The sequence below is a fragment of the Pseudarthrobacter sp. NIBRBAC000502771 genome (genome assembly GCF_006517215.1).
Lineage (GTDB): Bacteria > Actinomycetota > Actinomycetes > Actinomycetales > Micrococcaceae > Arthrobacter > Arthrobacter niigatensis.
This window is the reverse complement of sequence record NZ_CP041187.1, coordinates 3,358,626-3,381,542: the sequence shown is the minus strand read 5'-3', so window position 1 is coordinate 3,381,542 and position 22,917 is coordinate 3,358,626. Positions and strand designations below refer to the sequence as shown.

19 protein-coding genes are annotated in these 22,917 nt (G+C 64.6%); 3 read left to right on the top strand and 16 right to left on the bottom strand.

Going from position 1 to position 22,917, the window contains the following annotated elements:
* Window positions 1-522 precede the first annotated feature (522 nt).
* The 6 genes from NIBR502771_RS15790 to NIBR502771_RS15765 all read right to left on the bottom strand — a co-directional run bounded on the left by NIBR502771_RS15790 (window position 523) and on the right by NIBR502771_RS15765 (window position 8,906).
* Window positions 523-2,568, bottom strand: a complete 2,046-nt coding sequence (locus NIBR502771_RS15790; RefSeq protein ID WP_141160588.1) for a hypothetical protein — start codon at window positions 2,566-2,568, stop codon at window positions 523-525.
* 752 nt (window positions 2,569-3,320) lie between these two features.
* A complete protein-coding gene (locus NIBR502771_RS15785) occupies window positions 3,321-3,806 on the bottom strand; it encodes a hypothetical protein (protein ID WP_141160587.1) in 486 nt (161 codons plus the stop codon).
* A 128-nt stretch (window positions 3,807-3,934) separates the two neighbouring features.
* Window positions 3,935-5,020, bottom strand: a complete 1,086-nt coding sequence (locus NIBR502771_RS15780) for a M4 family metallopeptidase (protein WP_141160586.1) — start codon at window positions 5,018-5,020, stop codon at window positions 3,935-3,937.
* A gap of 75 nt (window positions 5,021-5,095) precedes the next feature.
* Window positions 5,096-6,574, bottom strand: a complete 1,479-nt coding sequence (locus tag NIBR502771_RS15775) for a sialidase family protein (RefSeq protein WP_210411236.1) — start codon at window positions 6,572-6,574, stop codon at window positions 5,096-5,098.
* A 642-nt stretch (window positions 6,575-7,216) separates the two neighbouring features.
* Window positions 7,217-8,239 carry an LLM class flavin-dependent oxidoreductase gene (locus tag NIBR502771_RS15770; protein WP_141160585.1) on the bottom strand — a complete coding sequence of 341 codons (1,023 nt, stop codon included), beginning with the start codon at window positions 8,237-8,239 and terminating at the stop codon, window positions 7,217-7,219.
* Between the two features lie 67 nt (window positions 8,240-8,306).
* Window positions 8,307-8,906, bottom strand: a complete 600-nt coding sequence (locus NIBR502771_RS15765) for a hypothetical protein (protein ID WP_246839694.1) — start codon at window positions 8,904-8,906, stop codon at window positions 8,307-8,309.
* Window positions 8,907-9,023: 117 nt separating this feature from the next.
* On the opposite strand from NIBR502771_RS15765, the gene NIBR502771_RS15760 reads away from it, so the two are divergent.
* Window positions 9,024-10,586 carry a CehA/McbA family metallohydrolase gene (locus NIBR502771_RS15760; protein WP_210411235.1) on the top strand — a complete coding sequence of 521 codons (1,563 nt, stop codon included), beginning with the start codon at window positions 9,024-9,026 and terminating at the stop codon, window positions 10,584-10,586.
* Between the two features lie 350 nt (window positions 10,587-10,936).
* Here the strand turns inward: NIBR502771_RS15760 and NIBR502771_RS15755 are convergent, their stop codons facing one another.
* The 3 genes from NIBR502771_RS15755 to NIBR502771_RS15745 form a co-directional block, all read right to left on the bottom strand.
* Window positions 10,937-11,440, bottom strand: coding sequence for a DUF1772 domain-containing protein (locus NIBR502771_RS15755; protein WP_141160584.1), 504 nt, complete (start codon window positions 11,438-11,440; stop codon window positions 10,937-10,939).
* A 147-nt stretch (window positions 11,441-11,587) separates the two neighbouring features.
* Window positions 11,588-11,935 carry a UBP-type zinc finger domain-containing protein gene (locus NIBR502771_RS15750; protein WP_141160583.1) on the bottom strand — a complete coding sequence of 116 codons (348 nt, stop codon included), beginning with the start codon at window positions 11,933-11,935 and terminating at the stop codon, window positions 11,588-11,590.
* A 183-nt stretch (window positions 11,936-12,118) separates the two neighbouring features.
* Window positions 12,119-12,475, bottom strand: a complete 357-nt coding sequence (locus NIBR502771_RS15745; protein WP_246839693.1) for a rhodanese-like domain-containing protein — start codon at window positions 12,473-12,475, stop codon at window positions 12,119-12,121.
* A 272-nt stretch (window positions 12,476-12,747) separates the two neighbouring features.
* Between NIBR502771_RS15745 and NIBR502771_RS15740 the strand changes: the two genes are divergently transcribed.
* Complete coding sequence (locus tag NIBR502771_RS15740) at window positions 12,748-13,014, top strand: hypothetical protein (RefSeq protein ID WP_141160581.1); 267 nt, start codon at window positions 12,748-12,750, stop codon at window positions 13,012-13,014.
* A gap of 188 nt (window positions 13,015-13,202) precedes the next feature.
* Window positions 13,203-13,652: a YdeI/OmpD-associated family protein gene (locus NIBR502771_RS15735; RefSeq protein WP_246839692.1), complete on the top strand. Its 450-nt coding sequence runs from the start codon at window positions 13,203-13,205 to the stop codon at window positions 13,650-13,652.
* 82 nt (window positions 13,653-13,734) lie between these two features.
* On the opposite strand, the gene NIBR502771_RS15730 is transcribed toward NIBR502771_RS15735, so the two are convergent.
* The 7 genes from NIBR502771_RS15730 to NIBR502771_RS15700 form a co-directional block, all read right to left on the bottom strand.
* A complete protein-coding gene (locus tag NIBR502771_RS15730; protein ID WP_141160580.1) occupies window positions 13,735-15,069 on the bottom strand; it encodes an MFS transporter in 1,335 nt (444 codons plus the stop codon).
* A gap of 218 nt (window positions 15,070-15,287) precedes the next feature.
* The gene (locus tag NIBR502771_RS15725; protein WP_141160579.1) at window positions 15,288-17,087 is read right to left on the bottom strand and encodes a glycoside hydrolase family 15 protein; all 1,800 of its coding nucleotides are present in this window, start codon (window positions 17,085-17,087) and stop codon (window positions 15,288-15,290) included.
* A 106-nt stretch (window positions 17,088-17,193) separates the two neighbouring features.
* Window positions 17,194-18,315: an enolase C-terminal domain-like protein gene (locus NIBR502771_RS15720; protein WP_141160578.1), complete on the bottom strand. Its 1,122-nt coding sequence runs from the start codon at window positions 18,313-18,315 to the stop codon at window positions 17,194-17,196.
* Window positions 18,316-18,318: 3 nt separating this feature from the next.
* Complete coding sequence (locus tag NIBR502771_RS15715; RefSeq protein WP_141160577.1) at window positions 18,319-20,109, bottom strand: thiamine pyrophosphate-requiring protein; 1,791 nt, start codon at window positions 20,107-20,109, stop codon at window positions 18,319-18,321.
* A 2-nt stretch (window positions 20,110-20,111) separates the two neighbouring features.
* Window positions 20,112-21,767 carry a GMC family oxidoreductase gene (locus tag NIBR502771_RS15710; protein ID WP_210411234.1) on the bottom strand — a complete coding sequence of 552 codons (1,656 nt, stop codon included), beginning with the start codon at window positions 21,765-21,767 and terminating at the stop codon, window positions 20,112-20,114.
* Window positions 21,764-22,402 carry a gluconate 2-dehydrogenase subunit 3 family protein gene (locus NIBR502771_RS15705; protein ID WP_141160576.1) on the bottom strand — a complete coding sequence of 213 codons (639 nt, stop codon included), beginning with the start codon at window positions 22,400-22,402 and terminating at the stop codon, window positions 21,764-21,766. Before NIBR502771_RS15705 ends, NIBR502771_RS15710 begins: the two co-directional genes overlap by 4 nt.
* Window positions 22,399-22,866 carry a hypothetical protein gene (locus NIBR502771_RS15700; RefSeq protein ID WP_210411233.1) on the bottom strand — a complete coding sequence of 156 codons (468 nt, stop codon included), beginning with the start codon at window positions 22,864-22,866 and terminating at the stop codon, window positions 22,399-22,401. The genes NIBR502771_RS15705 and NIBR502771_RS15700 overlap by 4 nt, the downstream gene beginning before the upstream one ends.
* Window positions 22,867-22,917: the final 51 nt, after the last annotated feature.

Below are 22,917 nucleotides of genomic sequence, written 5' to 3'. Positions count from 1 at the left end.
CCGCCGCAGAGAGGGCCGGAAAGCGGAGGCAGCGAGTGGTGAACTGGACATGCAAAAACAATTCGGCGGCAGCCCTTCATAGCATCAGCGCCTTGAGTTTGGGGGCCCCTGAGACTGAGATTGCGATCGCTGCCGACGGCTTAGGGCCTGGAGTGGTTCCCGCTGTTCCTAGATTGGTTCGGATCACATTGTCGCGGAGACTACCTCCCGGAGCGGGACTCCCAAGGGGTAGGGTGTGCCGTAGCCGACGAAGGAGCCATGATGAGCTACAAATATCGAACTGTGCGGGTTCGCGGTACCGAGATGGTTGGAACCATTGCAAGGAAGCACGGGGGTGCGGCTGAAATCTACGAAACGTCCAAAGACTTGAGCACATCAGTAGTTCCGGTGTTTTTCGAGGCAACGGGCGAGATCCGTTTCTTTGACAGGTCAGTACTGGAGGACGTGGTGGCACCGTCCACATAGCCCTCCGGCAGGGTCCGTAGCGAAGCTGCCCCGCGTTGGCCGCCTGGTGTCAAAGACCTATTTACTACCCTCCTGGAGGTCCCATTCCCTCAGCAAGCTTTCCCGGGCAAGGGCGTAGCGGCCGGTCTTGAAGTAGTTTCCGTGCGTGGCCACCAGTGCCTGATACGAGTCGGGCTCTATCTCGAGGGCAACGCCGTCCAGCGCGTTCGCTTCCGGGGTGTCGTGCGGATAGGCGTAGACGGGGAAGCCGAGGTAGTCCGTCCGTCGCCATACATTCAGCCACACTCCAGGACCGGTTGCGCCGCCGCCCAGGAGGCCCGCGAGTTGGCCATCGGACGGGACGGGCGGCGTTGGGAGAAAACGGCCCTTCCACGGATCGCTCCGGAAATATCGTGGTCCCTGTACACCCGGAGTCCCAAGGACGGCCGGTCCCCACAGGTCGGGGAAGAATCTGCCGAAATATGGGCGCAGCTGGACACCGAAAGTGAGCAATCTGATCCTGGACAAAAGGTCGCTGACCCTGTCCTTGGCCGCGTCGGCATCCGTGCCCCTTGGCCCGGCCTCGAGCTCCCTGTGCTGGGCCATGGCGGCCAGGTGATATATCGCGGCTATGCCCAGGACGGCTCCCAGGCTGTGCGTAGCCAAAAGAATGCGGCGCGAGGGCTGCACTTGATCGAGCACTGCCGGGTCGTCCACCTTCTTCTGGTCGGTGAGCCATTGGAGCATCCGGTTGGCAAGTTCGGGCACCACTCGTTCGGAGTAGCAAGCGGGGCCAAAAGGGTGGCCGGCCCTTGGCAGCCAAGCCACCAGATCCCAAAGCAGCCCGAGCGGCCTGCCTGTTCCCACGACGGCGCTCGAAATTGCGACCCCTACTATCAACACCCCCGCGGCTGTCAGGGCGCTCGTGGCCACCCAAGTGCCGGCCGGGGAGACTGCGTTCCAGAACCACAGGCGCCGGAGCCACTCATGGCCTGTGCCGTTCTCATGGAGGATGGTCAACGCAAGGACCAGGAGGACGCCCGCGAGGGTGGCCCCTGCTGCCAGCTCTACCACCCGCTCACCGCGTTGCAGCAGGGCGCTTCTGCGGCGGACGGCCATTATTTCTGACGTGTAGGGCAGTTCGCTGTCAGCGATCGGAGGAGTGGTGATTCCTTCACCGATCCAGAGGTTGCCCAGCATGAGCGTGCCCAGGATGACCACGGCTGCAAGGACCAGGAGCACCATGACTCCACCCGCTGCCCAATAAAGGAAGGGGATTGAAAGGGCAGACGCATCGTCGTTGAGCAGGGTGCGGAAGAGAGGATGGGTGCTGTCCCGTTGCCAAAGGAGGGCGCCGGCCTGCAGCCAGTTGCCGACACCCACGACGATGGCGCTCGAGTAGAAGGCTGCGAGCAGAAGGCTGAGGTACATTATTACGCCGGGAGCCAGGCCATGCCATGCTTCTGCCTGCCGACCCAGCGGCCGCACCGGCGCCCTGTCACGCTGGTTCATGAGGGATACCGCCACAGCCAGCAGGCAGGCCGCGCATATTCCGAAGGCAGCGCTTACGGACATTGGTGCAAAATTCCACTGGCCAATAATGATGAGCATGCCGATGAGGGCAATACACCACAACAGGGTTCCCCAGACGACGGCGGCATTCGGGGCCAGGCGCATAAGGAATCCCGAGGTCGCGAGTATCGCCAGGAGGGCAACGAGCACTGTCGGCACCAGCTGGGCCACCGTGAAGGGGGCTGCCTGCCCGGCAGTGGTAGCGCGGCAGACCACTACCACCGTGCAAAGGTAGACGGCGAAGCTGGAAAGAAGAAGGATCATGGCCCAGCCCATGCGGGAAAACCCGGCTCCAAGGGGTGCACGGACGCTCTCTGACCCCCAGTACATGACGGAGCCGGCAACGACTACAAGGAGCAGGCACGTTACCGCCACTAAAGTCGTGGCAATGCCGGCGTCGTCCTTCGACGCCTCCCTGAGATCGGCGGCGAGAAGGAAGGTTACGAGCAGGACGCTGGCGGCAATGTGTGCCACTCCTGTCGGCGAGTTGACGCGCCGGATCCACAACCGCGGTGCAGCGAGGACCGGCGTGCGCCGCAGCCCGTTTTCCATCGTGCGGCGTTCCCGCTTCTTTGGAACAGGAGAATGGCCCTGGACTCGCTTTTGATCCGTAAACCGGGTCCGATAACGAACATCACTGGACAGGCTGATGGCGGCCAGGAGTGCAATGGCGACGATCGGAAAAGTTGACACGGCTGCAAGACGTTGGCCCCGCGTCAAGCTCCTAAGACCATCGAACCAGTGCGGCATGGCATCGCACATCTGCAGGTGCCCGTCCGCGGTGACGCGAAAGCACTGAACGGCGATGAAGTCCATGGCAGTAGTGGCGATGGCAGTTGCCAGCAAGAGCGTCAGCAGCAGACTGAACAGACGTACGAGTGCCGCACCTGTTCCGGGGTCGACTCCGTCACCGCGTCTATCATCGGCTTTGAGAACACGTGCCCAGTAGGCGGCGTTTGCGAAACCGAAGGGGGCAATCAAAAACCATCCAACGTTATAAAGTGCCCGGACGCTCTTACCAAGAAACCCGTTCGGCGCGAAGCGGTCCAGCTTGCCCCAACTGTATGCCTCAAGCTGTGTTCTCGAATCCGGCGACGAGGACGCATCTGCGGGGGACTGCCTCACCTTGTAAAAACCGGCCAACTTGTCAACGAGCCTGATTCCGTCGTGGTCCGCCGGCCCTACGTCTGCAGGCTCGACTCCCAGCATCTCGTAAGGTGGGGTATTCCGGACTCCATGGACGCGAAGCTCGAGAATTTCCAATGCTGAGGACATGGCCCCTCCCCGGTGACTCTCCCTGGCACTCAGCTGACGCTGGTCGATGTGTGGGTGAGGGTGTCGTCAACAAATGCGACTTTGGCTATGTATTGCTGATAGAGCCGGACGGCATCTTCGAGATGAAGACGGCCAAAAGCCAACGCTCCCGCGAGACCTTCCAATTCCGCATTGCACGCCTCCGCGGCACTGACACGGGAGGCGAGCTCATGGGAGTTGGACAGACCCGTCGACACAGCCGCGGTCAGGGAACAAAGTACGGCGAGCAGGCAAAGGATGCGCCATACTGTCGAGTCGTCGTCCAGCGACAGCAGAGCCTGGACGCCCTCTGTGAACTTAGTACCCCCTGCAGCGGGCCCAACGGTCAGTGCTGCGGCCAGGGCGCTCCCTATGACACTCATGTTGATAAGCCTGTTCCTCCGGGGCCGGGCCTGGCGCAGAAAGGTTCTGATATTCGCGCGGCGCTGTTCAATGAGCTCGGAAAGCTGCTGACGGGTTGCTGGGTCTTCCTTCATGGCATCCTCCGCACCGACCTTGGAATGAGCGAACCTATTTCGGCAATACCGCAGAATCTTGTGCACGTTGGGAAAGCGGCCGGGTTGCTGCTGCGATCAGGACACCAGGATTTGTACACTTTGGCTCCTCAGTGAGCCCGGACTTTGACTGCGTCCCATGCAGATGAAACGGCGTTTGCTTCTTTACTTGCTGTTCCGTAGCGGGATCGCGCGGACCTGAGGGTGAGGCCTGCGAACGAGCTGAAGGTTGCATTGGGCCGTAGCCTGGGATCAGCGAGGGTGTCGTACCAGATCTGTCCGGGCGCTTCCCATGCGTTGCCTCCAATGCCGGTGGCCACGAGATAGAACGCGCGGTTCGGGATTCCGGAGTTGGTGTGGACGCCACCATTGTCGGTGGTCGTCCGGACGTAGCCGTCCATCGTGGCAGGCTGGTGGTCGTACTGGTTGGCGGTACCGGGAGCCTTCATGGAACGGAGGGCGGGGGACAGCAGCGGACCGACGATATCAGCGCCGATAAGCCAGTCCGCTTGTTGGGCGGACTGGCCGAGGTGATACTGCTTGACCAGGACGCCGAAAACATCCGAGCACGATTCGTTCAGTGCACCGGACTGGCCGGAGTAGGTCAGGTTTGCTTCGTGTTGGGTCACGCCGTGGGTGAGCTCATGCCCGACCACGTCGGTGCCTCTGGTGGTGTCTGTGAGCGTCTTGCCGTCGCCGTCGCCGAAAAACATGTGGCCGGCTCCGTCGTAAAAGGCGTTGTCGTAGTTCGTGCCGAAGTGAACCAATCCCTCCAGCGGCATGCCTTGGTCATCGATCGAGTCCCTGTGGAAGATGTCCCAGTAGAGGGCGTACGTGTAACCGAAATTGTCATAGGCCTGGTTCACGGAATGGTCGGCGTCCGGTGGATCTCCTTCGGAGCGCACGAGCCTCCCCGGAACCTGGTCATTGGAATGTGCCTGGTCGTAGATTCTGCGGGTGGGGGCACCCCCCGCCGTCGTGCGCCCAACCGCCGTGGGGTGCTGGAGGGTGCGGGCTGCGATCTCGGCCCTGGCGACCCGAAGTCCTTGATCGATGGCCAGCGTAGACAATAGCGAGTCCCTGTGGGCAGCGTCCGCGCCGCGGGCCAGTTCGATCAGTAGGTCCGGGGGAAGGATGCAGGCAAGGGAGTGGCGGCTCGCGGCACGTGGCGATCCCTGCGCTGTGCGTGCGGACATGATGATCTCCTTACTGACGGTTTCTTGGCACCTGAGGTTCCCGGAGCCGGCGCCTGGATGGGAGGACCAGCTGGGCTAGGGCGTGACGGATGAGAACACGACGTCGGTCCGGTTGGATGTATTCGCGTCATTGGCCCGTATGGACAGCGACGCAAATGATGAGCCCGCGGTTGCCAGCCCGGCGTAGTCGCCAATGAAGAACCCGCGGGCGGAGGGTGCCGTCATCATGTCGGACGGGCCGTGCACATGGGTATCGCCACCGAGCGCAAGAGTGCCCACTGTGGAGGACCTGAACCAGTAGTCCGTGGGAAGGCTGGATGTGTTTCCCGCGGCTAGGTTGCGGAAGTCATAGTAGGCAATTCCAACTTTGCCGCCGGCAACGCGGACGCTCGGGGTGAAGGCGGGGACTCCCCGTGGAGAGTTGGCTTGTGTGGGCGCGCTCCAGGTCCGGCCGCCGTCGGTCGACGTGGAGATCGCGACTTCGTCGTAGTGGCCGCCGTTGAACCGGGAGTCCTGCCACACGACATAGAGCTGGCCGGTGGCCGGGTCGACAGCGGGCTCTGGGATTATGTCTCCGGTCCGAACGGCCGCGCCGGTGTTGGGGTCGGTAACACCCGCTGTGTTGAGCTTTGCGATGACTTGCGGTGCCGTCCAGCTCGCGCCACCGTCTACGGACGTGGTGAAGGCCACGTTGAGCCCGTGCAGCTGGTCCACACCGTTAGCGCCTGTGCCCAGGATGAGGTCAAAGAAGTTGTAAAGCGTTCCACTCGGTCCAACAACTATTTGGTTACCGATGGTCTGCTGCTTGTTGGTCGTGGGCACGATAACCTTCGGGGTACTCCACGTGACGCCTGAGTCCGTCGTTTTAGAGAAGAACGTCGGTCCTGTGAAGGCGGACGCATGGGCCGTGCTTCGCGGGTTATCGTTCGGTGAAACGAGCCGGTCCCACACCGCGTAGGCGGTGCCCGCAACCAAGGGGTCAGCAGTGACGGACTCCTTGTCATTGAAGAACTGGGGCGATCCCAGGTCTTCAATCAGGGTCTTCGGCGCAGTCCACGTTGCTCCGCCGTTGCGTGACGTCGAAGCGAGGACCGCGTTGTCGTAACCGACACCTTGGAACGAGATTGATACCGAGTACGCCGTACCATCCGGGCCTATAGAGACCCAAGGATCCGACGCCCGGTTGTAGCGGGAAGGGCCGCCCGGGGCGCACGCGGAGAACGGCTGGGCGGTCTCTTTCCAGGTGGTTCCGCCGTTCGTCGAGTAGCCGGCCACGAGCCCGCGGGCGCCGCCGTCAGACCATCTGTCCTGCTGCCACACGCCGATGACCTTATTAGGGTGGGCCGGATCGACAGATACCCACGGCTCCACCTCGGCGTTCAGGTAGTTCACGGCGCCGGGAGCGGAGCCGAACCCGCAGGCCGAGAACGGACTGGCCCCACTTGCCACGGACAGCGGGCTGATTGTCGTGGCAGAGGCGCCGGACATGTTGAGCATGAGGGCGGCCGGAAATATAGCGGTCAGCGCGGCCCGACGTAAGCGTTTGGCAGTCATTGGTTTCTCCTCAATGTGGGTGGGCCAGGGAGAACGATCCCCCATGCACCGGTAAATTAGGGGATCTCCGGTTCACATGCACGAACGTTGACAGCAGCGGCAGGGTCGCTCGCGTGCGGTTGGCGCCTCGTGTTGCTGCTGTGCGCTTGGGGCTCCATGCGGGCCTGCCAGCGGCTGAACTCCGGGGTACGTTCCGGGAATCCCTGGAGGACGCGGAGCACAAGTCCGCTGACAGACGGGTGTCCTGGTGATTCCTTGCCGGCGGAAGGGCGGAGTACCTGTTCTCTTGTGCATCCATCGTTTTCCCCGCTCCGGGGCTCGTTGTTAGGCTGCAGCTGCGGGGGACGGTCTTTACCTATGGTGAGGACCATCGGCGGGCATGATTTCTACTGACGGAACCTTAGGTTCGGGAGAGCCTTTCAAGCTAGTGCCCTTTGGCCCTGTTCAAGAACGGGGTCAACCACATAGCCGGATATCCAATCCAGTGACCGCTGCCCGGACGATCAGCTGTAGGGGGCTACGGCCGATCCGAAGCCCATCGAGAGGCATCGGCCCGGGACCGCGCCGGCGAGTGCCAAGGCGGGCTCATCATGGGACTGCTTCCCTCCAGTCCGGTGTCGAACAGGACCCACCCGACGCGGATCAGCGCCAGCCGAGTTGTGGAGCCACGTCCTTCAGGATCGACTCAATGACGTGGGCGTTGTAGTCCACACCAAGCTGGTTGGGGACAGTGAGGAGCAGGGTGTCCGCCGCGGCGATGGCCTCGTCTTTGGCCAACATGGCGGCCAGCTCGTCAGGGGCGCCAGCGTAGGAGCGGCCAAAGATTGCCCGGGTCTTCTCGTCAATGTTCCCGATCTGGTCGGAGCTTTGACGGTCACGGCCAAAGTATCGCCAGTCGAGGTCGTTCGTCAGGGCGAAGATGCTGCGGCTGACCGAGACGCGCGCTTCCCGTTCGTGCCCGGCCTCCTTCCAGGCCTGCCGGTACAGTTCGATCTGCTCGGCCTGCTGGACATGGAAGGGCTTGCCGCTCTCGTCGTCTTTGAGCGTGGAACTCTGCAGGTTCATGCCCAGCTTCGCGGCCCACACCGCCGTTGCGTTCGAGCCGGAACCCCACCAAATACGGTCCCGCAGTCCCTCCGAGTAGGGCTCAATGCGCAGCAACCCAGGAGGATTGGGGAACATCGGGCGGGGGCTCGGCGCCGCGAAGCCCTTCCCGGTGAGAACCTCGAGCAGGCGCTCAGTATGCCGGCGGCCCATGTCCGCATCCGATTCCCCTTCCTTCGGGGCGAAACCGAAGTAGCGCCACCCATCGATGACCTGCTCGGGTGAACCTCGGCTGATGCCAAGCTGCAACCGGCCGCCGGAAATCAGGTCGGCCGCGCCCGCGTCCTCCGCCATGTAGAGCGGATTCTCGTAACGCATGTCGATCACGCCGGTACCAATGTCAATGCGGTTTGTGCGTGCCCCGATCGCGGCCAGCAGCGGGAACGGGGAAGCATATTGCTGGGCGAAGTGGTGGACACGGAAGTACGCGCCGTCCGCTCCCAGTTCCTCTGCCGCGACGGCCAAGTCGATGGCCTGCAATAACGCGTCCGACGCGCTGCGTGTGCCGGACTCCGGGTGGTCGGTCCAATGGCCAAAGGACAAGAATCCGATACTCTTCACACCGAAAGCCAACATAGTGGTGCACGATCCTATTCCGCCGGGCACCGGCGGCCACGCAGATCCTGGCTCAACCCGTCACCCGTACTCCGCCCACCGCGCCCGTCCACGGTGTATCTGCGGGCCCCGGCAAGGACAGGTGCGCGGAGACATAGCCTTCCTGGAGCGTGATCACCTGTGACGTTGCCCCCGGGCAGTCCACAGTGAGCTCGACGGGCCAGAGGGTGACCTTGGGATTCTCCTGCCGGATGAAGATCTTGGCGTTGGACCCGCCAACGCAGGCTGCCGTCACCGTGTATCGGCCAGCCGCAGGCACCTCCTCGGTTGTGCCAAAACCCCGGGCCGGGCCGTCAAGTGGCCCTTCCTGAAAGAGCAGGACCGGCCCGGGCACCGACTTAAGGAGTCCGTCCAGTTCCTGGTAGTTCCGCACCTCCCGTTCAAGGACCAGCGGGTTCGGCGTTGGGGTGGCGGCCTGCGTTCCCCCAAGGAGTCCGGGTACGGGGGTACCGGGTTCGGCGGGCGTCCTGTTGGCCTGGTCCGGGTAGTCATAGGCACACCCCGCCGCTGCTGCCAGTGGGACCAGCAGGCACAGGGACAGAACCAGTCGATGCCGGACGGCGTTCATGGCCACAATTCCATGGTGGTCGTGGCCGCCGCCTGGGGCAACCATGCCGGATGGAACGGGCAGTCCAAAAAATGCTACTCAACTACTAATTTTGTACAGCGGTTCTCCAGGTATTCGCATGCATGTCGCTTGCCGTTCAGTCCGCATGGTGAGACTCGGGCGGTGACTTCACCATGTAAGGCCCACGAGGCTGAAAGTGTTTTCCTGTCCCCTTCCCGCCGCGGATTCCTTGCCGCTGCGCTGGCCGGTGCCGCCGTGACCCTGGCACCCCTATCCTTTGCCGCGGCCGATACCGGCACCAGCAGGACCAAGACGATCACCGGGCACCTCGATCCGGGTGCCGCTGATTTCGTGTACCTGCCGGTTGAGGTACCCGCCGGCGTGAACAAGATCAGCGTTTCGTACAGCTACAGCAAACCCTCGGTTACTCCGGGACTCCTGTCCAACGCCTGCGACATCGGAATCTTCGACGAAAAGGGCACCGACCTTGCCGGAAAGGGATTCCGCGGCTGGTCCGGCGGCTTCCGTACCGAGTTCTTCATCAGCGCTGCCGAAGCCACGCCAGGGTATCTGCCTGGACCCGTGGGCAAAGGCACCTGGAATATCGCGCTTGGCCCCTACCAGGTGGCCGAACAGGGCATGGACTACACCGTCAACGTCACCCTCGGCTACGGCCCTGACGGCACCCCTTTCCGTCCCCAGTACCCGGCCACGCAGGTAAACGGACGCGGCCCGGGTTGGTACCGCGGAGACGCCCATCTGCACACCATCTACTCCGATGGCAAGCGCACCCCGGCGGAAGTTGCTGCTGGAGCGAGGGCAGCGAAACTCGACTTCATGATCAGCACCGACCACAACACGCCTGCTTCCCACGGAGCCTGGGGACCCCTGGCCGGCGACGACCTGCTCATCCTCACCGGCGAGGAAGTCACCACGCGCAACGGCCACTACCTCGCGCTGGGCATCGAACCAGGGGACTGGATCGACTGGCGCTACCGCGCCCGTGACAAGGGCTTCGAGCAGGAGGCCCAGCGCATCCACGCCTCCGGCGGCCTGGTAGTCCCCGCGCACCCGTATTGCCCCTATGTCGCCTGCCGCTGGAAGTTCGGCTACGACGATGCGGACGCCGTCGAAGTCTGGACCGGACCGTGGACTGTGGACGACGAATATGCCATCAACACGTGGGACTCCATGCTCGCCCATTCGGTGCGCACCGGCGGACGCTGGGTCCCGGCCATGGGCAACAGCGACGCGCACAGCGAGCCGCAGGTCATCGGCGTGCCACACAACGTGGTCAACGCCCAGGCCCTTTCCCACGATGCCATCCTTGACGGCATCCGCAACGGGCACAGTTGGATTGCAGAGTCCGCCAACATCTCCCTGGACTTTGGCGTTTCCGCGGGAGGCCGTAAGGCAGGCATAGGGGAGAGGCTCGACGTTAAGGCCGATGCGCCCGTGACGGTCCGTGTGGATGTCAGCGGAGTCCCTAATGGCGTCATCCGGATCATCACCGACGAGGGACAGACGCAGCAAGTGGCGCTCCCGGCCTCCGGCCAGGGCACGCACACCTGGGTCACTACAGCGCAGCTTTCCGCTTATGTCAGGGCAGAAGTGCGCCATCCGATGGCTGACGGAACCGCCAGCAACGGCACCAACATGGGCGCGGCACTCTTGCTGGGCCCCATGGCTGCGTTGACCAACCCGATCTTCCTCGGGCCCAAATAACCTTGCCGGAGCAGGTGCACTTGCAAAGGGTCGCTACGTCCTGACTGGCGCCATGCCAGCGGGTCTGGCCTGGGCAGTTTCAGCACTGCGTCCGGCGTGGGCTGATCTCCGCCGTCGGGCTTTTGCAAGGGACACCAACAACGTCAGTATGGTGCCCGTCCAAGCAAACCAGGTGAGGAACACCAGACCGATTGCCACTAAGGGGTGCATGGCCACAGCTTAGGACGGCACGACGGGGAGACGTGGGTGAAACTCCGCACCGGTGGGGCGGGAATTCTTGCGGCGCACGGTCACGGCGACTTCCCGTACCTTTGGTGTTCATGCCGCCCAGCTGGGGCTGAAGGTGCCGATCAACGGGCCCTGAGCGCCACAGTCCGGGCATGATGGAAGGCGGCCAGTGCCACGGCGCTGGCCGCCAACCGAAGGCTATGGATTCGGTACCACCGCGCCAGCAAGGGACCACGCTGGTCCTCTGGGAGCGGATGGGGGCTGAAAAACAGCCGGGGATTGAGATACCGAAGGATGTAGGCGGTTGCGGCCGCGCCTGCCGCGGAACTCGCGGCGCCCACGATCAGTGACACTCTGGCGGACGGGCGGTCCCACCCCACAATGAGTGCGCCGATGGCCGCAGGTGCATTGAGCGGCGCAACCGGTGCATAGTACCGGCCCGGGCTGCCTGCCCCGAAAGGGGAGCGGGAGAGTTCGCTGCTGGCCTCGGCACCGGCCACGCGATGGGGAACCTTGACGAGAAGCTCATAGAGGTTGCCGAAGAACCAGTGCGCATGGGTGAATTCAGCAACATCCATGAGCCGCCCGGCGAGTACGCCGCGGCGAAAATTGAGGGTCTCTCCCATGTGCACAATGTACGCTCCGAGGGGCGCCGGCGGAATGGAAGTTGGGCCCTTTGGGAAAACGGACGACGCCGGGCGGCGGCAGTGCGCGAAGCTCGCCTCGGGGGATCGCCTACTGCGTCTCAAGGCCCGGCTGCAGGGCGTGCGCCATCAGTGCAGGTGGCGCTCCCAGTCCGGGGGCACCCGTCCTGCCGGTCCCGGGACGGGTTGGCTGAGCGGACGGTGCTGGGGCGGCGCGAGCACCGTCCCTTCGTAGTATTCCTCCGTGGCGTAGTTCCAAAACCAGTCCTCGCCGGGTTCGAAGGAACGGACAAAAGGATGGCCGGTGCCGGCCGCGTGTGCGCTCGCATGCTGGGCTGGCGAGGAGTCACAGCATCCGATGTGGCCGCATTGGGCGCACCGGCGCAGATGGAACCACCACCCGCCTTGGTTGTCGCACTCTGCACAGCCCGTACCGCTGGGCCGCGCGGAAGGATTGATTCCTGGGGGAAGGCTCATCTGATGGGTTCCTTTGCGTGGAGCATGCCTGAAACGGATGCATCCCCTGCAGGATAAATCACTGCGGGCCCCGCCTGAAGGGACACTGTCAGACGTGAAAATCCGTGGCCGGCACCCGTGCGTGGTCCTGTGATCTTCATGCTCCTTCCGACTACTGGCCCTTCCGGGTACAGGCGGGAACCGTCACCGGCCCGGCGGCATCGTGCCGGACTGCGTCCGTAACGCGGCCCACGCCTGGAAGCCACCGACCAGGTCGGTAGCCCGGGTCAGCCCCAGCCGTTGCAGGGTATGCGCAGCGAGGCTGGAACTGTACCCCTCATTGCACACCACCACGATCCTCCGCGTGAAGTCGTCAGCGCCGGGGATCCGGTGGGGGCTGGAAGGGTCGAGCCGCCACTCGAGCACGTTCCGGTCAATGACGATTGCTCCGGGAAGCGCCCCATCACGGTCCCGCTGATCGGCCGGCCTGGTGTCGACAACAAGGGCACCCGCCGCCATTTCCAGTTCAAGATCGGCAGGATGAACACGATCAAGTCCCATCCGGCTCTCAATGAGTAACTGGTCGATCGTAATACCCCCGGTGGGACCGATCGGAGTTTCGTTGGAGACAGGACACTGTTCCACCATCATGTACCTCACCTTTTATGCGTCGGGCGCCGTTTCCGTCGGCGTCTTCAGATTATGGAGGGAGCAGCGGCACAGCCGCCCCGCCACGCCATGGGACCACGCTCAGGGCAGGCAGGCAGCGCTGCGTCCAGTGCCGTGACCAAGGCCTCTACGACGGCGTTCCCCTGTGTGCCACGCTGCGCTTTATGCCGTACTTCCTGGAGTACGTGACCAGCCATACTGTCGGTCGTGCTGCCATCAATGGCAGCACGCTGCACGAAGCCCTGGCACACGCCCAGAAGGCCTTGATGGGCCTGCCCTGCCTCAGTGCGGTCCTGCGCCATGCGTCTGCTGACAGCCGCGTGTTTGGGGAGGGGGCGGCGTTGGCCGGCTTCACGGCTGCCCAGGGCTGGAGGATCCAGGTGCGGAGCAGGCCGCAGCTGATGCCGGATCAGGAAGGTCCGGGGGATTAGTTGTTTCCGTGGACCCAGCTGGCTGTGGGGGTGGCGGAGCGCGGTACCGGAAATTAGGCTCGGCTCACGTGGGGAAATCCAGTTCTGCGAAAGGAAACGATCATGACAGTGCCGCATATCCCGCTCCGCCTGGTGACGGGGGCCTTCGCCGCAGCCTTGGTCTTGGACCGGAAGCCAGGGGACGCACGTTGCAGCTGAAATTCACCACAACCCTCCGGGGGACCGGCGGCAAAGTGGGCATCGAGGTTCCGGAGGAAATCGTCGAAGCACTTAACGCGGGCAGGCGGCCGCCAGTGGTTGTGACCATCAACGGAAAAAGCTACCGCAGCACCATCGCGGTTATGGGCGGCCAGAACATGATCGGGCTCAGCGCTGCCAACCGGGAGCTGACAGGGACCTCTGCCGGGGACACAGTGGAGGTGGCCTTAGGGCTGGACACGCAGCCACGGAGCGTTGATGTTCCCCCCGACCTTGCCGAAGCACTTGAGGCCGAACCTGCGGCATATGCCTTCTACCAAACGCTCAGTTACAGCACCCAACGCCGCTACGTCGAGCCTGTTGTCGGGTCGAAGACTCCGGAAACCCGGTCACGCCGGATTGCCAAAGTGGTGAGTGACCTCAAGGCCGGCAAGAAGTAGCCAAGGGCATCATCATGGACAAAGGCAGCGGCCCTTGGCTGCCCGGAGGGGCCGGGAAGCCAAGGCCGCTTCCGTGGACTAGCTAGTTTTTTCCAGCATGGCTCCGCCGGGATTCCTGCGCATCCCCCTCTCCGCCTGCCACTGGCCTGTCACCGCCTCGGCGCAGGCTCAGCATTACAAGTCCGGCGGCGAGCAGGCAACATGCCAGGAAAATGGACGTGGCCAGGAAGCTGCCGTGCGTCACGTCCTGCAGATACCCGCCCACGTAGGGCCCCACGAATCCGCCGAGGTTGCCTACTGCGTTGATCAGTCCCATGGCGGTGCCGGCCACCGCCACCGGCATGGCGCGGGATGCGGAAGCCCAGAACGGCCCGTCATAGGCCAAGGCTCCGGCGACGGCGATGCTGATGAGGGTGACCGCGAGGAACGGAAGGTTGTCCCCGGTTGCCACCGAGATGACCAGGGCAACAGCGCCGATGGCCATGGACAACAGCACGTGGGTGGAGTAGCGGCCCGATCGGTCGGCGGCCTTGGCGTTGTACCAGAGGCCGAACATGGCCAGCACGTACGGTATGGCCGTGACCAGGCCTACCTCCAGGGAAGAACCGGAGGTGATCGTCTTGATGACATGCGGGAGCCAGATGTTGATGCCGTAGAACCCGATCTGGATGAGGAAATAGACCAGGGTCAGCCGCCACACCACTGCGTTGGAAAGGACGTGCCGCAGGCCGAGTTTTTCCTGCTGGGGATGGGCCGCGGCATCAGCAGCAAGGCCCTGTTCGATGTACTCACGCTCCTGCTCGGAGCACCATTTGGCGTCGCGCGGGTGGTCGGCGATCAGGGCCCACCACAACGGCGCGGCGATGACGAACGGGAAGATTCCCTCGATGATGAACAGCCACCGCCAGTCCGAGAAGGACAGTATCCACCCGGACAGCGGGGCCGTGATGATTGACGCAATGGCGATGTTCATCATCCAGAACGCATAGGCCCGGGCCCGTTCGGCAGCGGGGAACCAGTGGCTGATCAGGACTAGGATCGCCGGCCAGATCCCCGCCTCGGCCACGCCGAGGAAGAAGCGCACCACGAGCAGCTGGGTGAAATCCTGGATGAATCCGGAGAGGACCGCCAGCACGCCCCAGACAAGCACCATGATGCCAACGAATTTCTTGGCGCTCCAGTGCTCGGCAAGGTGTCCGCCTGGTATCTGCAGGACGAGGTAGCCGATGAAGAAGATACCCGCAGCCAGCCCTTGTTGCGCGGCGTCGATGCCAAGGTCCTGATGCAGGCCGTTGAGGGCGAAGCCGATGTTGGTTCGGTCCATGAACGAGATGATGTACACGATGATTGCGACGGGAATCAGCCTCTTCCACCGGGCGTTTCCCACCGCAGTCGCTGACATGGCGTTGCGTGCCATCGGAATTGCTCCTTCGCAATATGGCTTATCAGATAGCACCCCAGCATGCTGACGCTCTCCCGCGGACCCGGACGGGCCTGCTTTCCGTGCAGGACGGAAGGAGCGGGACTTGTGCGGGGGGCGCCGCGGCGGTGGAATCCATCAGGTGTCCCGTCGCTCCTGGCCCCACGCGGAATATTCTCTTATTCAATAGCAACTTTTGCGTATACGCAAGAGATTTAGGCTGGTGAGGCATTTTTTTCCGGACCTTCGGGGCCGGAGGCGTAGCCAAGTTGCAAGGCACAGTGGACGAGGGGGAAATGACTGAAAGCCTGTGGAGTGTTTCCAAGTTGGCGGTGGTTCTTGGGGTCCCATTCTTCACTGAGCAGGCCCACATCGTTCCGGAGTGTCAACAGACGTTCGAACAGGTCGGTGGCCTGCTCGCGGCGTCCTATTCCCAGGAGCGCGTCGACCAGCCAGAAGGAGCAGGCGAGGAACACGCCCTCGGTGCCGGGCAGCCCGTCATTGGCCGCTTCCGGGTGGTAGCGCAGAACGAAGCCGTCCCGGGTGAGGTTCTTTTGGATAGCTTCGACAGTGCCGGTGACGCGTGGATGGTTGCGTGGCAGGAACCCGACGCGGGGGATAAGCAGCAGGCTGGCGTCGAGTTCGGTGCTGCCGTAGGACTGGACGAAAGTGTTGTGCTTTTCGTCAAAGCCCTGGGCCATGACGTCGTCGTGGATCTGCTTCCGCAGCGCAGCCCAACGATCCCGGGGACCCGGCAGCCCGTACTGCTGGACGCCTTTGACCATCCGGTCAGCGGCGACCCAGGCCATGACCTTTGAATGGGTGAAGTTGCGCCGGGGGCCCCGCATCTCCCACAGCCCGTTGTCCGGCTGGTCCCAAGCTCCCTCTAGGTATTCCATGAGCGCCACCTGGATGTCCCAGGAATCATCCGCAGCACCGTTAGGGGCAGCGGCCCGTGTGAGCGCGAGGCCGTCGAGTACCTCGCCCCACACGTCCAGCTGAAGCTGCGGTGCCGCCGCGTTTCCCGTTCGGACCGGCTTCGAGCCCTCAAACCCCTTGAGCCATGGAAGTTCGGCCTCGGGCAGTCGGCGGGTGCCGTCGATCCCGTACATGATCTGCAGATCGGCGGGGTCGCCTGCGACGGCCCGCAGCAGCCATTCCCGCCACGCAGCTGCTTCCTCGGTGTAACCGCATGCGAGCAGGGACTGCAGCGTCAGGGTGGCGTCCCGGAGCCAGCAGTACCGGTAGTCCCAGTTGCGGCTGCCGCCGGGGTCTTCGGGCAGGGACGTGGTGGGGGCCGCCACGATGCCGCCGGTAGGGGCATAGGTCAGTGCCTTGAGGGTAATGAGGGACCGTTGGACGGCGTCGTGATAGCGGCCGGCAGTGGTGTTGCGGCCGGTCCACTGATCCCAGAAAGCCTGCGTGGAAGCCAGGGCCCGGTTGGGGTCGGTCCGGTCCGGAACTGGCTTCCAGCTCGGTGCCCAATGCAGGACGAAAGGGACCCGCTCACCGGCCTTGACGGTGAATTCGCTGATGGTCCGCATGTCCTGGCCCCTCGCGGGCGCCGGGGTGCTGAGGTAGGCGGCGTCCGGACCGGCAATGGCGCTGATGCCGTAACCCATGCGCCGGACCCAGGGAACGATGCGCCCGTAGTCGAAGCGGAGCAGCAGCTCGCCTTTCATGCGTACGCTCCCGTTGAGACCCTCCACTATGCGGACCATGTCGACAGAGTCATCGCGGGCAGGCATGAAGTCCGTGACCCGCACGCTGCCGTCTGCAGTGTCCCATTCCGTCTCCAGGATCAGGGTTCCGGGCCGGTAGCGCCGCCGGGTGCAGTCGCCGGCCCCGGCCGGTGCCAGAAGCCAGCGTCCCGCCTCCGGGGAGTCCAGGAGTGCCGCAAAGCAGGCCGGCGAATCGAAATTTGGCAGGCACATCCAGTCGATGGATCCGTTGCGGCCAACCAGGGCTGCTGTGTGCAGATCACCCACCATTGCATAGTCGCTGATCTCCGCCATCAGGCACCCCCGGAGGTGGGTCGACCGTCCGGTTCATTGTGCGGTGTCTCCATTGAAGGGGTCCTTCCTGGCGCTGTGAGCTTTGTTGGCGGGCCGCGGCGGCTGGTCAGCCGACCCTGTATCCGTCGGCGTCCGCGGTACGGAGCGAGAGGCCGTTGCCGCTGCCCGCTCCGGGGCTGAGCCACCCGCCGTCGGGGTCCAGCGTTCCATCGAAGAAGAGGCTCTCGATGCGGACGTGGTCGTGGAACCATTCCAGGTGCCGGAAGTTGGGGGTGGCGGCGGCTACGGCGGCGCTCAGGTTGGGAGCGCAATGGCCGGAGACTTCCAGGCCGTGGGCAGCGGCGAGCGCGGCGACGCGGAGCCATTCGCTGATGCCCCCGCACCTGCTCACATCCGCCTGCAGGCAGTCGACGGCACCGGCCGCGCACATCCGCAGGAAGTAGGGAAGCCCGGTTCCGTACTCGCCGGCGGCCACGTCGGCGTCGACGGCGTTCCTGACTTCCCGCAGCCCGGGCAGGTTGTCGCTGGAGACCGGCTCCTCGAACCAGGAAACGTCTTCGCCGGAAACCGCGCGCATTACGCGGACCGCCTGCTTGGCTGTGTACGCACCGTTGGCGTCGACGAAAAGTTCCACGCCAGGGCCGACGGCGGCGCGCGCCTGGTGGATCCGCTCCAGGTCCCGCCGGACGTCCGTCCCGTTGTCCTGTCCAATCTTGATCTTTACACGGGGGATGTGCTGTCCGAGGGCCCAGCCTTCGAGCTGGTCGCGCAGCTGGGTTTCCGTGTAGGTGGTGAAGCCGCCGCTGCCATAGACCGCCACCTTGTCCCGGACGGCGCCGAGCAGCTTGTGCAGCGGAAGGTCCAGAAGGCGGGCCTTCAGGTCCCAGAGGGCGCAGTCGACGGCGGATACGGCGTAGGACGCGAGGCCTGTTCTTCCCGGGTTGCGGACGCAACGCGCCATGGCCGCCGCGGCGGCGGGAACGTCGAGGGCGTCGATGCCGCACACGGCAGGACCGAGAAGGTCCTCCACCAGGGCTGCTGCCGCCGGGGGACCGTAGGTCCAGCCCAGTCCGGTCTTTCCGCCCGCTGCTGCCTGGACCAGGACCATGGTGGTGGAGTCCCAGCTGAACGTGCCGTCCGCTTCCGGCCCCTCCGTCGGAACCGTGTAGGTCGCCGTCTGGACATCGGCGATGGGAACCTCTGCACTGTCCGGCGCGGTCCTGGCCACCGGTCAGCCCCCCTTGTGCGGCAGGAATTCCTGGATCTTGGTCTTGACCCCTTCCTTGACCACGCCCCAGGCGCTGTCGTCGCCCTTGATCATGGCCTCCGCGCTGTTCCGGGCCTGTTCGAAGGTGGCGTGTGGGGGGATGGGTGGAATGTCGGGATCGGTGCGGACGTCCAGCAGGGTGGGCCGGTCTGTGGCGAGGGCCTTCTCCCAGGCCGGCCCCACGTCGTCGGGATCCTGCACGTGGATGCCCAGCAGCCCCAGGCTTTCTGCGAAGCCGGCGTAGTCGACGTCGGGCAGCGCCTGGGACTCGCGGAAGGCAGGCACACCGCCCATGGCACGCATTTCCCAGGTGACCTGGTTCAGGTCGTTGTTATGCAGTACAGCCACCACCAGCCGGGGGTCGCTCCATTCGCGCCAGTAGTGCTTGATGGTGATCAGCTCGGCGAGCCCGTTCATCTGCATGGCTCCGTCCCCGGCGAAGGCGATGGCGGGCCGGTCCGGATGGGCGAACTTGGCGCCGATGGCGTAGGGGACGCCGGGGCCCATGGTGGCCAGGTTGCCGGACAGCGAACCCCGGACCCCGTCCCGGAACTTGAGCTGCCGGGCGTACCAGTTCGCCGACGAACCGGAATCGGCGCTGAGCATTGCGTTCTCCGGGAGCCGGGTGGACAGTTCTGCGAACAGCCTCATGGGGTTGATGGGGTTTGCACTGACCATGGCTTCTTTGTGCATGGTTCCCCACCAGCGGCTGACGGACTTCTCCAGGTTCTCCTGCCAGGACCGGTCCTGCTTGCGGTCCAGGTGCGGGATCAAGGCGCGCAGGGCGGTGGCGGCATCGGCCACGATGTTGAATTCGTTGGTATAGCGCAACCCGATCATTTTCGGATCGATATCGATCTGCACACCGCGGGCCTGGCCCGGTTCGGGCAGGAACTGGGTGTACGGGAAGCTGGAGCCTATGGTGAGCAGCGTGTCGCAGTCCCGCATCATTTCGTAGCTGGGCCGGGTGCCCAGCAGCCCGATGGATCCTGTGACGTAGGGCAGGTCATCAGGCAGGGAGTCCTTGCCCAGCAGGGCCTTGGCCACCCCGGCTCCGAGCAGGTCGGCCACTTCCTTGACTTCTGCGGCCGCGCCGCGTGCGCCCTGCCCGATCAGGATGGCCACCTTGGAGCCCTCGTTCAGGAGCTCGGCGGCAGCACCGATTGAGCCGCTGTCCGGCTGGATCCCCGGCCAGCGGATGCCGAGGCTGGAAGGCACCATCTTGAATTCGTGGGTGGGTGCGGAATATTCGAGTTCCTGCACGTCGGCCGGGATGATCACAGCAGTGGGCGCCCGCTGGGCCTCGGCGATGCGGATGGCCCGGTCGATGACGTTGGGCAGTTGCTGGGGAACAGTGACCATCTGGACGTAGTCGGAGGCCACGTCCTTGAACAGGGTCAGCAGGTCCACCTCCTGTTGGTAGGAGCCGCCCATGGCGCTCCGTGCCGTTTGGCCGACGATGGCCACCACGGGAACATGGTCCAGCTTCGCGTCGTAGAGCCCGTTGAGCAGGTGGATGGCGCCCGGGCCGGAGGTGGCCATGCACACGGCAGGGTGCCCGTCGAACTTGGCGTAGCCAACAGCTTCGAATGCGGCCATCTCCTCGTGGCGCGCCTGGATGAATTTCGGCCAGTTGCCCGCCTTGCCGAAGGCGGCAAGGATGCCGTTGATGCCGTCTCCGGGGAAACCGAAGACCTTGTCCACGCCCCACTCACCCAGCCGGGAGAGCAGGTAGTCAGCCACTGTTGTTGCCATGATCAGTCTTCCTTTTCACTCGCCGGGGCGCCCTTGCGGGCGCCCCGGATCAGGACGCGTGCGGCGCGGGCCGCCAGGGCCATGATGGTCAAGGCCGGGTTGGCGCTGCCCTGGGTGGGCAGCACGCTGCCATCGGTAACCAGCAGGTTGGGTACGGCGAAACTGCGCAGGTTGCGGTCCACCACTCCGTCCCGCTCACCGGCGGCCATGCGGGCCCCGCCCACCAGGTGCGCATAGCGGTTGATGGTGATGACCTCCTCCGCTCCGGCAGCGGTGAGGATCTGTTCCATGACTTTCTGTGCGGCGGACATCAGCCGCCGGTCGTTGTCACACTGGCTGTAGGTGAAACAGGCCACGGGGATGCCATTGCGGTCCGTTTCCTCCGCAAGCGTCACCCTGTTTCCTGCAAGGGGCAGGAACTCGCAGAGGGCACCCAGGCAGGCCCAGTGCGGGTAGTCGCTCATGTGACGGCGCAGCGCCGGACCCCAGTGGCCCTGCGCCGCAACATGCTCCGCCCACGTAATCGGAAGGGGCGAAACAGTCTGGATGGAGAAGCCACGCTTGTACGGCTTCCCGGGGTCTGTTTCGTAGAACTCCTCCGTGCTCACTTCCGGGGGCGGGGCCTTCCACATCCGGACCTCTGCCTGGAACCGGCCCGCGGTCTGCGGCGCGCCCTGCACCATCAGGTACCGGCCCACCTGGTCGAAGTCGTTGCACATGCCGTCCGGGAACCGTGGTGAGGTGGAGTTCAGCAGAAGCCGCGGAGTTTCGATCGAGTAGCCGGCCACTGCCACCATCCGGGCCCGCTGGAACCGGCGGAGGCCGCCATGGACATATTCGACGCCGGTCGCCAGGCCTGTGTGCTCGTCAAACCCCACGCGCGTGGCCATGGAGTCGGCCCGGATTTCGGCGCCGTGGGCCAGGGCGTCCGGGACATGGGTGATCAGGGGAGAGGCCTTGGCGTTGACTTTGCAGCCCTGGAGGCAGAAGCCGCGGTAGATGCAGTGCGGGCGGTTGCCGAATCGGCCGTTGGCGATGGCCACCGGCCCCACCCTTGCGGTAATGCCGCAGGCGTTCGCACCTCTGAGGAACAGCTCACCGTTCCCGGATACCGGGTGCGGCCGGTGGGGGTAGCTGTGCGGATCGCCCCACGGCCAGTGCTCCCCGGCCACGGGCAGTTCGCCTTCGATGTCCTCATAAAACTCCCGGAGTTCGGCGTACTCCAACGGCCAGTCCGCGCCCACTCCGTCCTCGCTCCACGTGCGGAAATCGCTTGGATGGAACCGGGGCGTGTACCCGGCGAAATGAACCATGGACCCTCCCACCCCGCGGCCCGAATTGTTCGAGCCCAGCGGCACCGGATCCTTGCCCGTGATCACCCGGGGCTCGGTCCAGTACAGATGGTGGGAGCCGGCTTCGTCGCTGACCCAGTCCTGCTCGGGTTCCCAGAACGGACCCGCCTCCAACGCCACCGCCCGCCACCCGGCCCGTGACAGGCGCTGCAGCAGTGTGGCGCCCCCGGCACCGCAACCCACAATGACAATGTCCACCTCCTCCTCGTGGCGGAAACGGCGCATGTCCTCGCGCAGCAGCAGGTTGCTGCCAGGTCCGGCGGGCAAGAGCCAGGCTGACTCGTTCCGGCTGCGCAGGGTGCTCACGGGCCGGTCCTTCGGGTGGGGTCTGCACCGGGGCGGATGTCGCGCACTTCGAACGGCTCCAGCCGGTCCACACCCAGGTTCTTGTAGCCGCGCGGGTACGCCGGGCCGGCAAAGCCGATCTCATCCCAGGCCAAGGGATGGGAGTAGAACGCTGTGCAGGCGTACCGGGTCCACAGACTCCAGACCCGGTCCGCCGGAAGCCCGTGCCACAATTCCTGCTGCAGATCGCAGACGTCCTGCAGCAGGGCCGCCTGGTGCTCCGGATCCAGCAGGGCGAAGCTGCAGCCGCCCCGCGATCCCGCTTCGGAGTCCAGCGCAGCGAGGGTGGCGCGCCAGGCTTCACCGTCGCGGGGCATATTGCCGTAGTGCCAGCCGTCGGTTTGCTCCTCCGCCAGCCGGGCGTCCACCATGTTCACCACCGGGACCCGCGGCTCGTCGTGCTGGTCCAGCAGCAGGTCGAAGAGGGTTCGTGCCGCAGCTTCCTCAGCCGGCGTGAAGAAGCGGACGTCCGGAGGCAGCGTCATCCGGGACTGCACGACGGAGGCCGTCACGGGGTCCCAGTGCCGCGCCTGGGCGAGGGTGCTGAAGCCCGGGTACCGGCCGCCGTCGTCTTCGCCCAAGGGGAGCGCGCTCACGGTTCCCTCCGCAAGACCGCGGCCAGGACACCCATGCCCCCTACCATTGTCACCAACAGCGGGGCGAACAAAGGCGGACCCATCTCCAGGTTGTAGCGCAGGTTGGACAGGCCGCCGGGCTTCTGCCTGATTCCCCGCAGGTGCAGCCAGGTACCCTGCAGCCCGTTCGCCACAATGGCAGCGCTGGCCAGCGGGAGTGCCGTTTTGGCCATGCGGCGGCTGAAGACACCGGCAACGCCCGCGGCCGCGCCAACGGGGCCAAGAGCCACGGGTGCCCACATCCACTTGTTTCCGAAACTCGCTTTGTCGTGCTCAAGGAATACTTCCGCGGCGGTCACCAAGGCGCCTGCCGCCGTCAGCGCGGCAAGCGACCGCTCAAACCGTCCGGTCCGTACATTCCGGATGAGCCTGTCGATGCCGTGTAGTGTTCCGGCCGCGGCCCTTTCTGCCTGGTGTGTTCTCACGATTCTCCTTACCTGCGGAAGGTCCCGTACTGGGTGACGTGGAACCTTCAA

What these genes read in the sequence shown, in the direction of transcription:
- NIBR502771_RS15715 (WP_141160577.1), bottom strand. Translation starts at nt 20,109, where the DNA reads ATGGCAACAACAGTGGCTGACTACCTGCTCTCCCGGCTGGGTGAGTGG.
- NIBR502771_RS15750 (WP_141160583.1), bottom strand. Translation starts at nt 11,935, where the DNA reads ATGAGCCTTCCCCCAGGAATCAATCCTTCCGCGCGGCCCAGCGGTACG.
- NIBR502771_RS15790 (WP_141160588.1), bottom strand. Translation starts at nt 2,568, where the DNA reads ATGGAAAACGGGCTGCGGCGCACGCCGGTCCTCGCTGCACCGCGGTTG.
- NIBR502771_RS15785 (WP_141160587.1), bottom strand. Translation starts at nt 3,806, where the DNA reads ATGAAGGAAGACCCAGCAACCCGTCAGCAGCTTTCCGAGCTCATTGAA.
- NIBR502771_RS15780 (WP_141160586.1), bottom strand. Translation starts at nt 5,020, where the DNA reads ATGTCCGCACGCACAGCGCAGGGATCGCCACGTGCCGCGAGCCGCCAC.
- NIBR502771_RS15725 (WP_141160579.1), bottom strand. Translation starts at nt 17,087, where the DNA reads ATGGCGGAGATCAGCGACTATGCAATGGTGGGTGATCTGCACACAGCA.
- NIBR502771_RS15740 (WP_141160581.1), top strand. Translation starts at nt 12,748, where the DNA reads ATGCCGTACTTCCTGGAGTACGTGACCAGCCATACTGTCGGTCGTGCT.
- NIBR502771_RS15730 (WP_141160580.1), bottom strand. Translation starts at nt 15,069, where the DNA reads ATGGCACGCAACGCCATGTCAGCGACTGCGGTGGGAAACGCCCGGTGG.
- NIBR502771_RS15765 (WP_246839694.1), bottom strand. Translation starts at nt 8,906, where the DNA reads ATGGTTGCCCCAGGCGGCGGCCACGACCACCATGGAATTGTGGCCATG.
- NIBR502771_RS15755 (WP_141160584.1), bottom strand. Translation starts at nt 11,440, where the DNA reads ATGGGAGAGACCCTCAATTTTCGCCGCGGCGTACTCGCCGGGCGGCTC.
- NIBR502771_RS15745 (WP_246839693.1), bottom strand. Translation starts at nt 12,475, where the DNA reads ATGGGACTTGATCGTGTTCATCCTGCCGATCTTGAACTGGAAATGGCG.
- NIBR502771_RS15775 (WP_210411236.1), bottom strand. Translation starts at nt 6,574, where the DNA reads ATGACTGCCAAACGCTTACGTCGGGCCGCGCTGACCGCTATATTTCCG.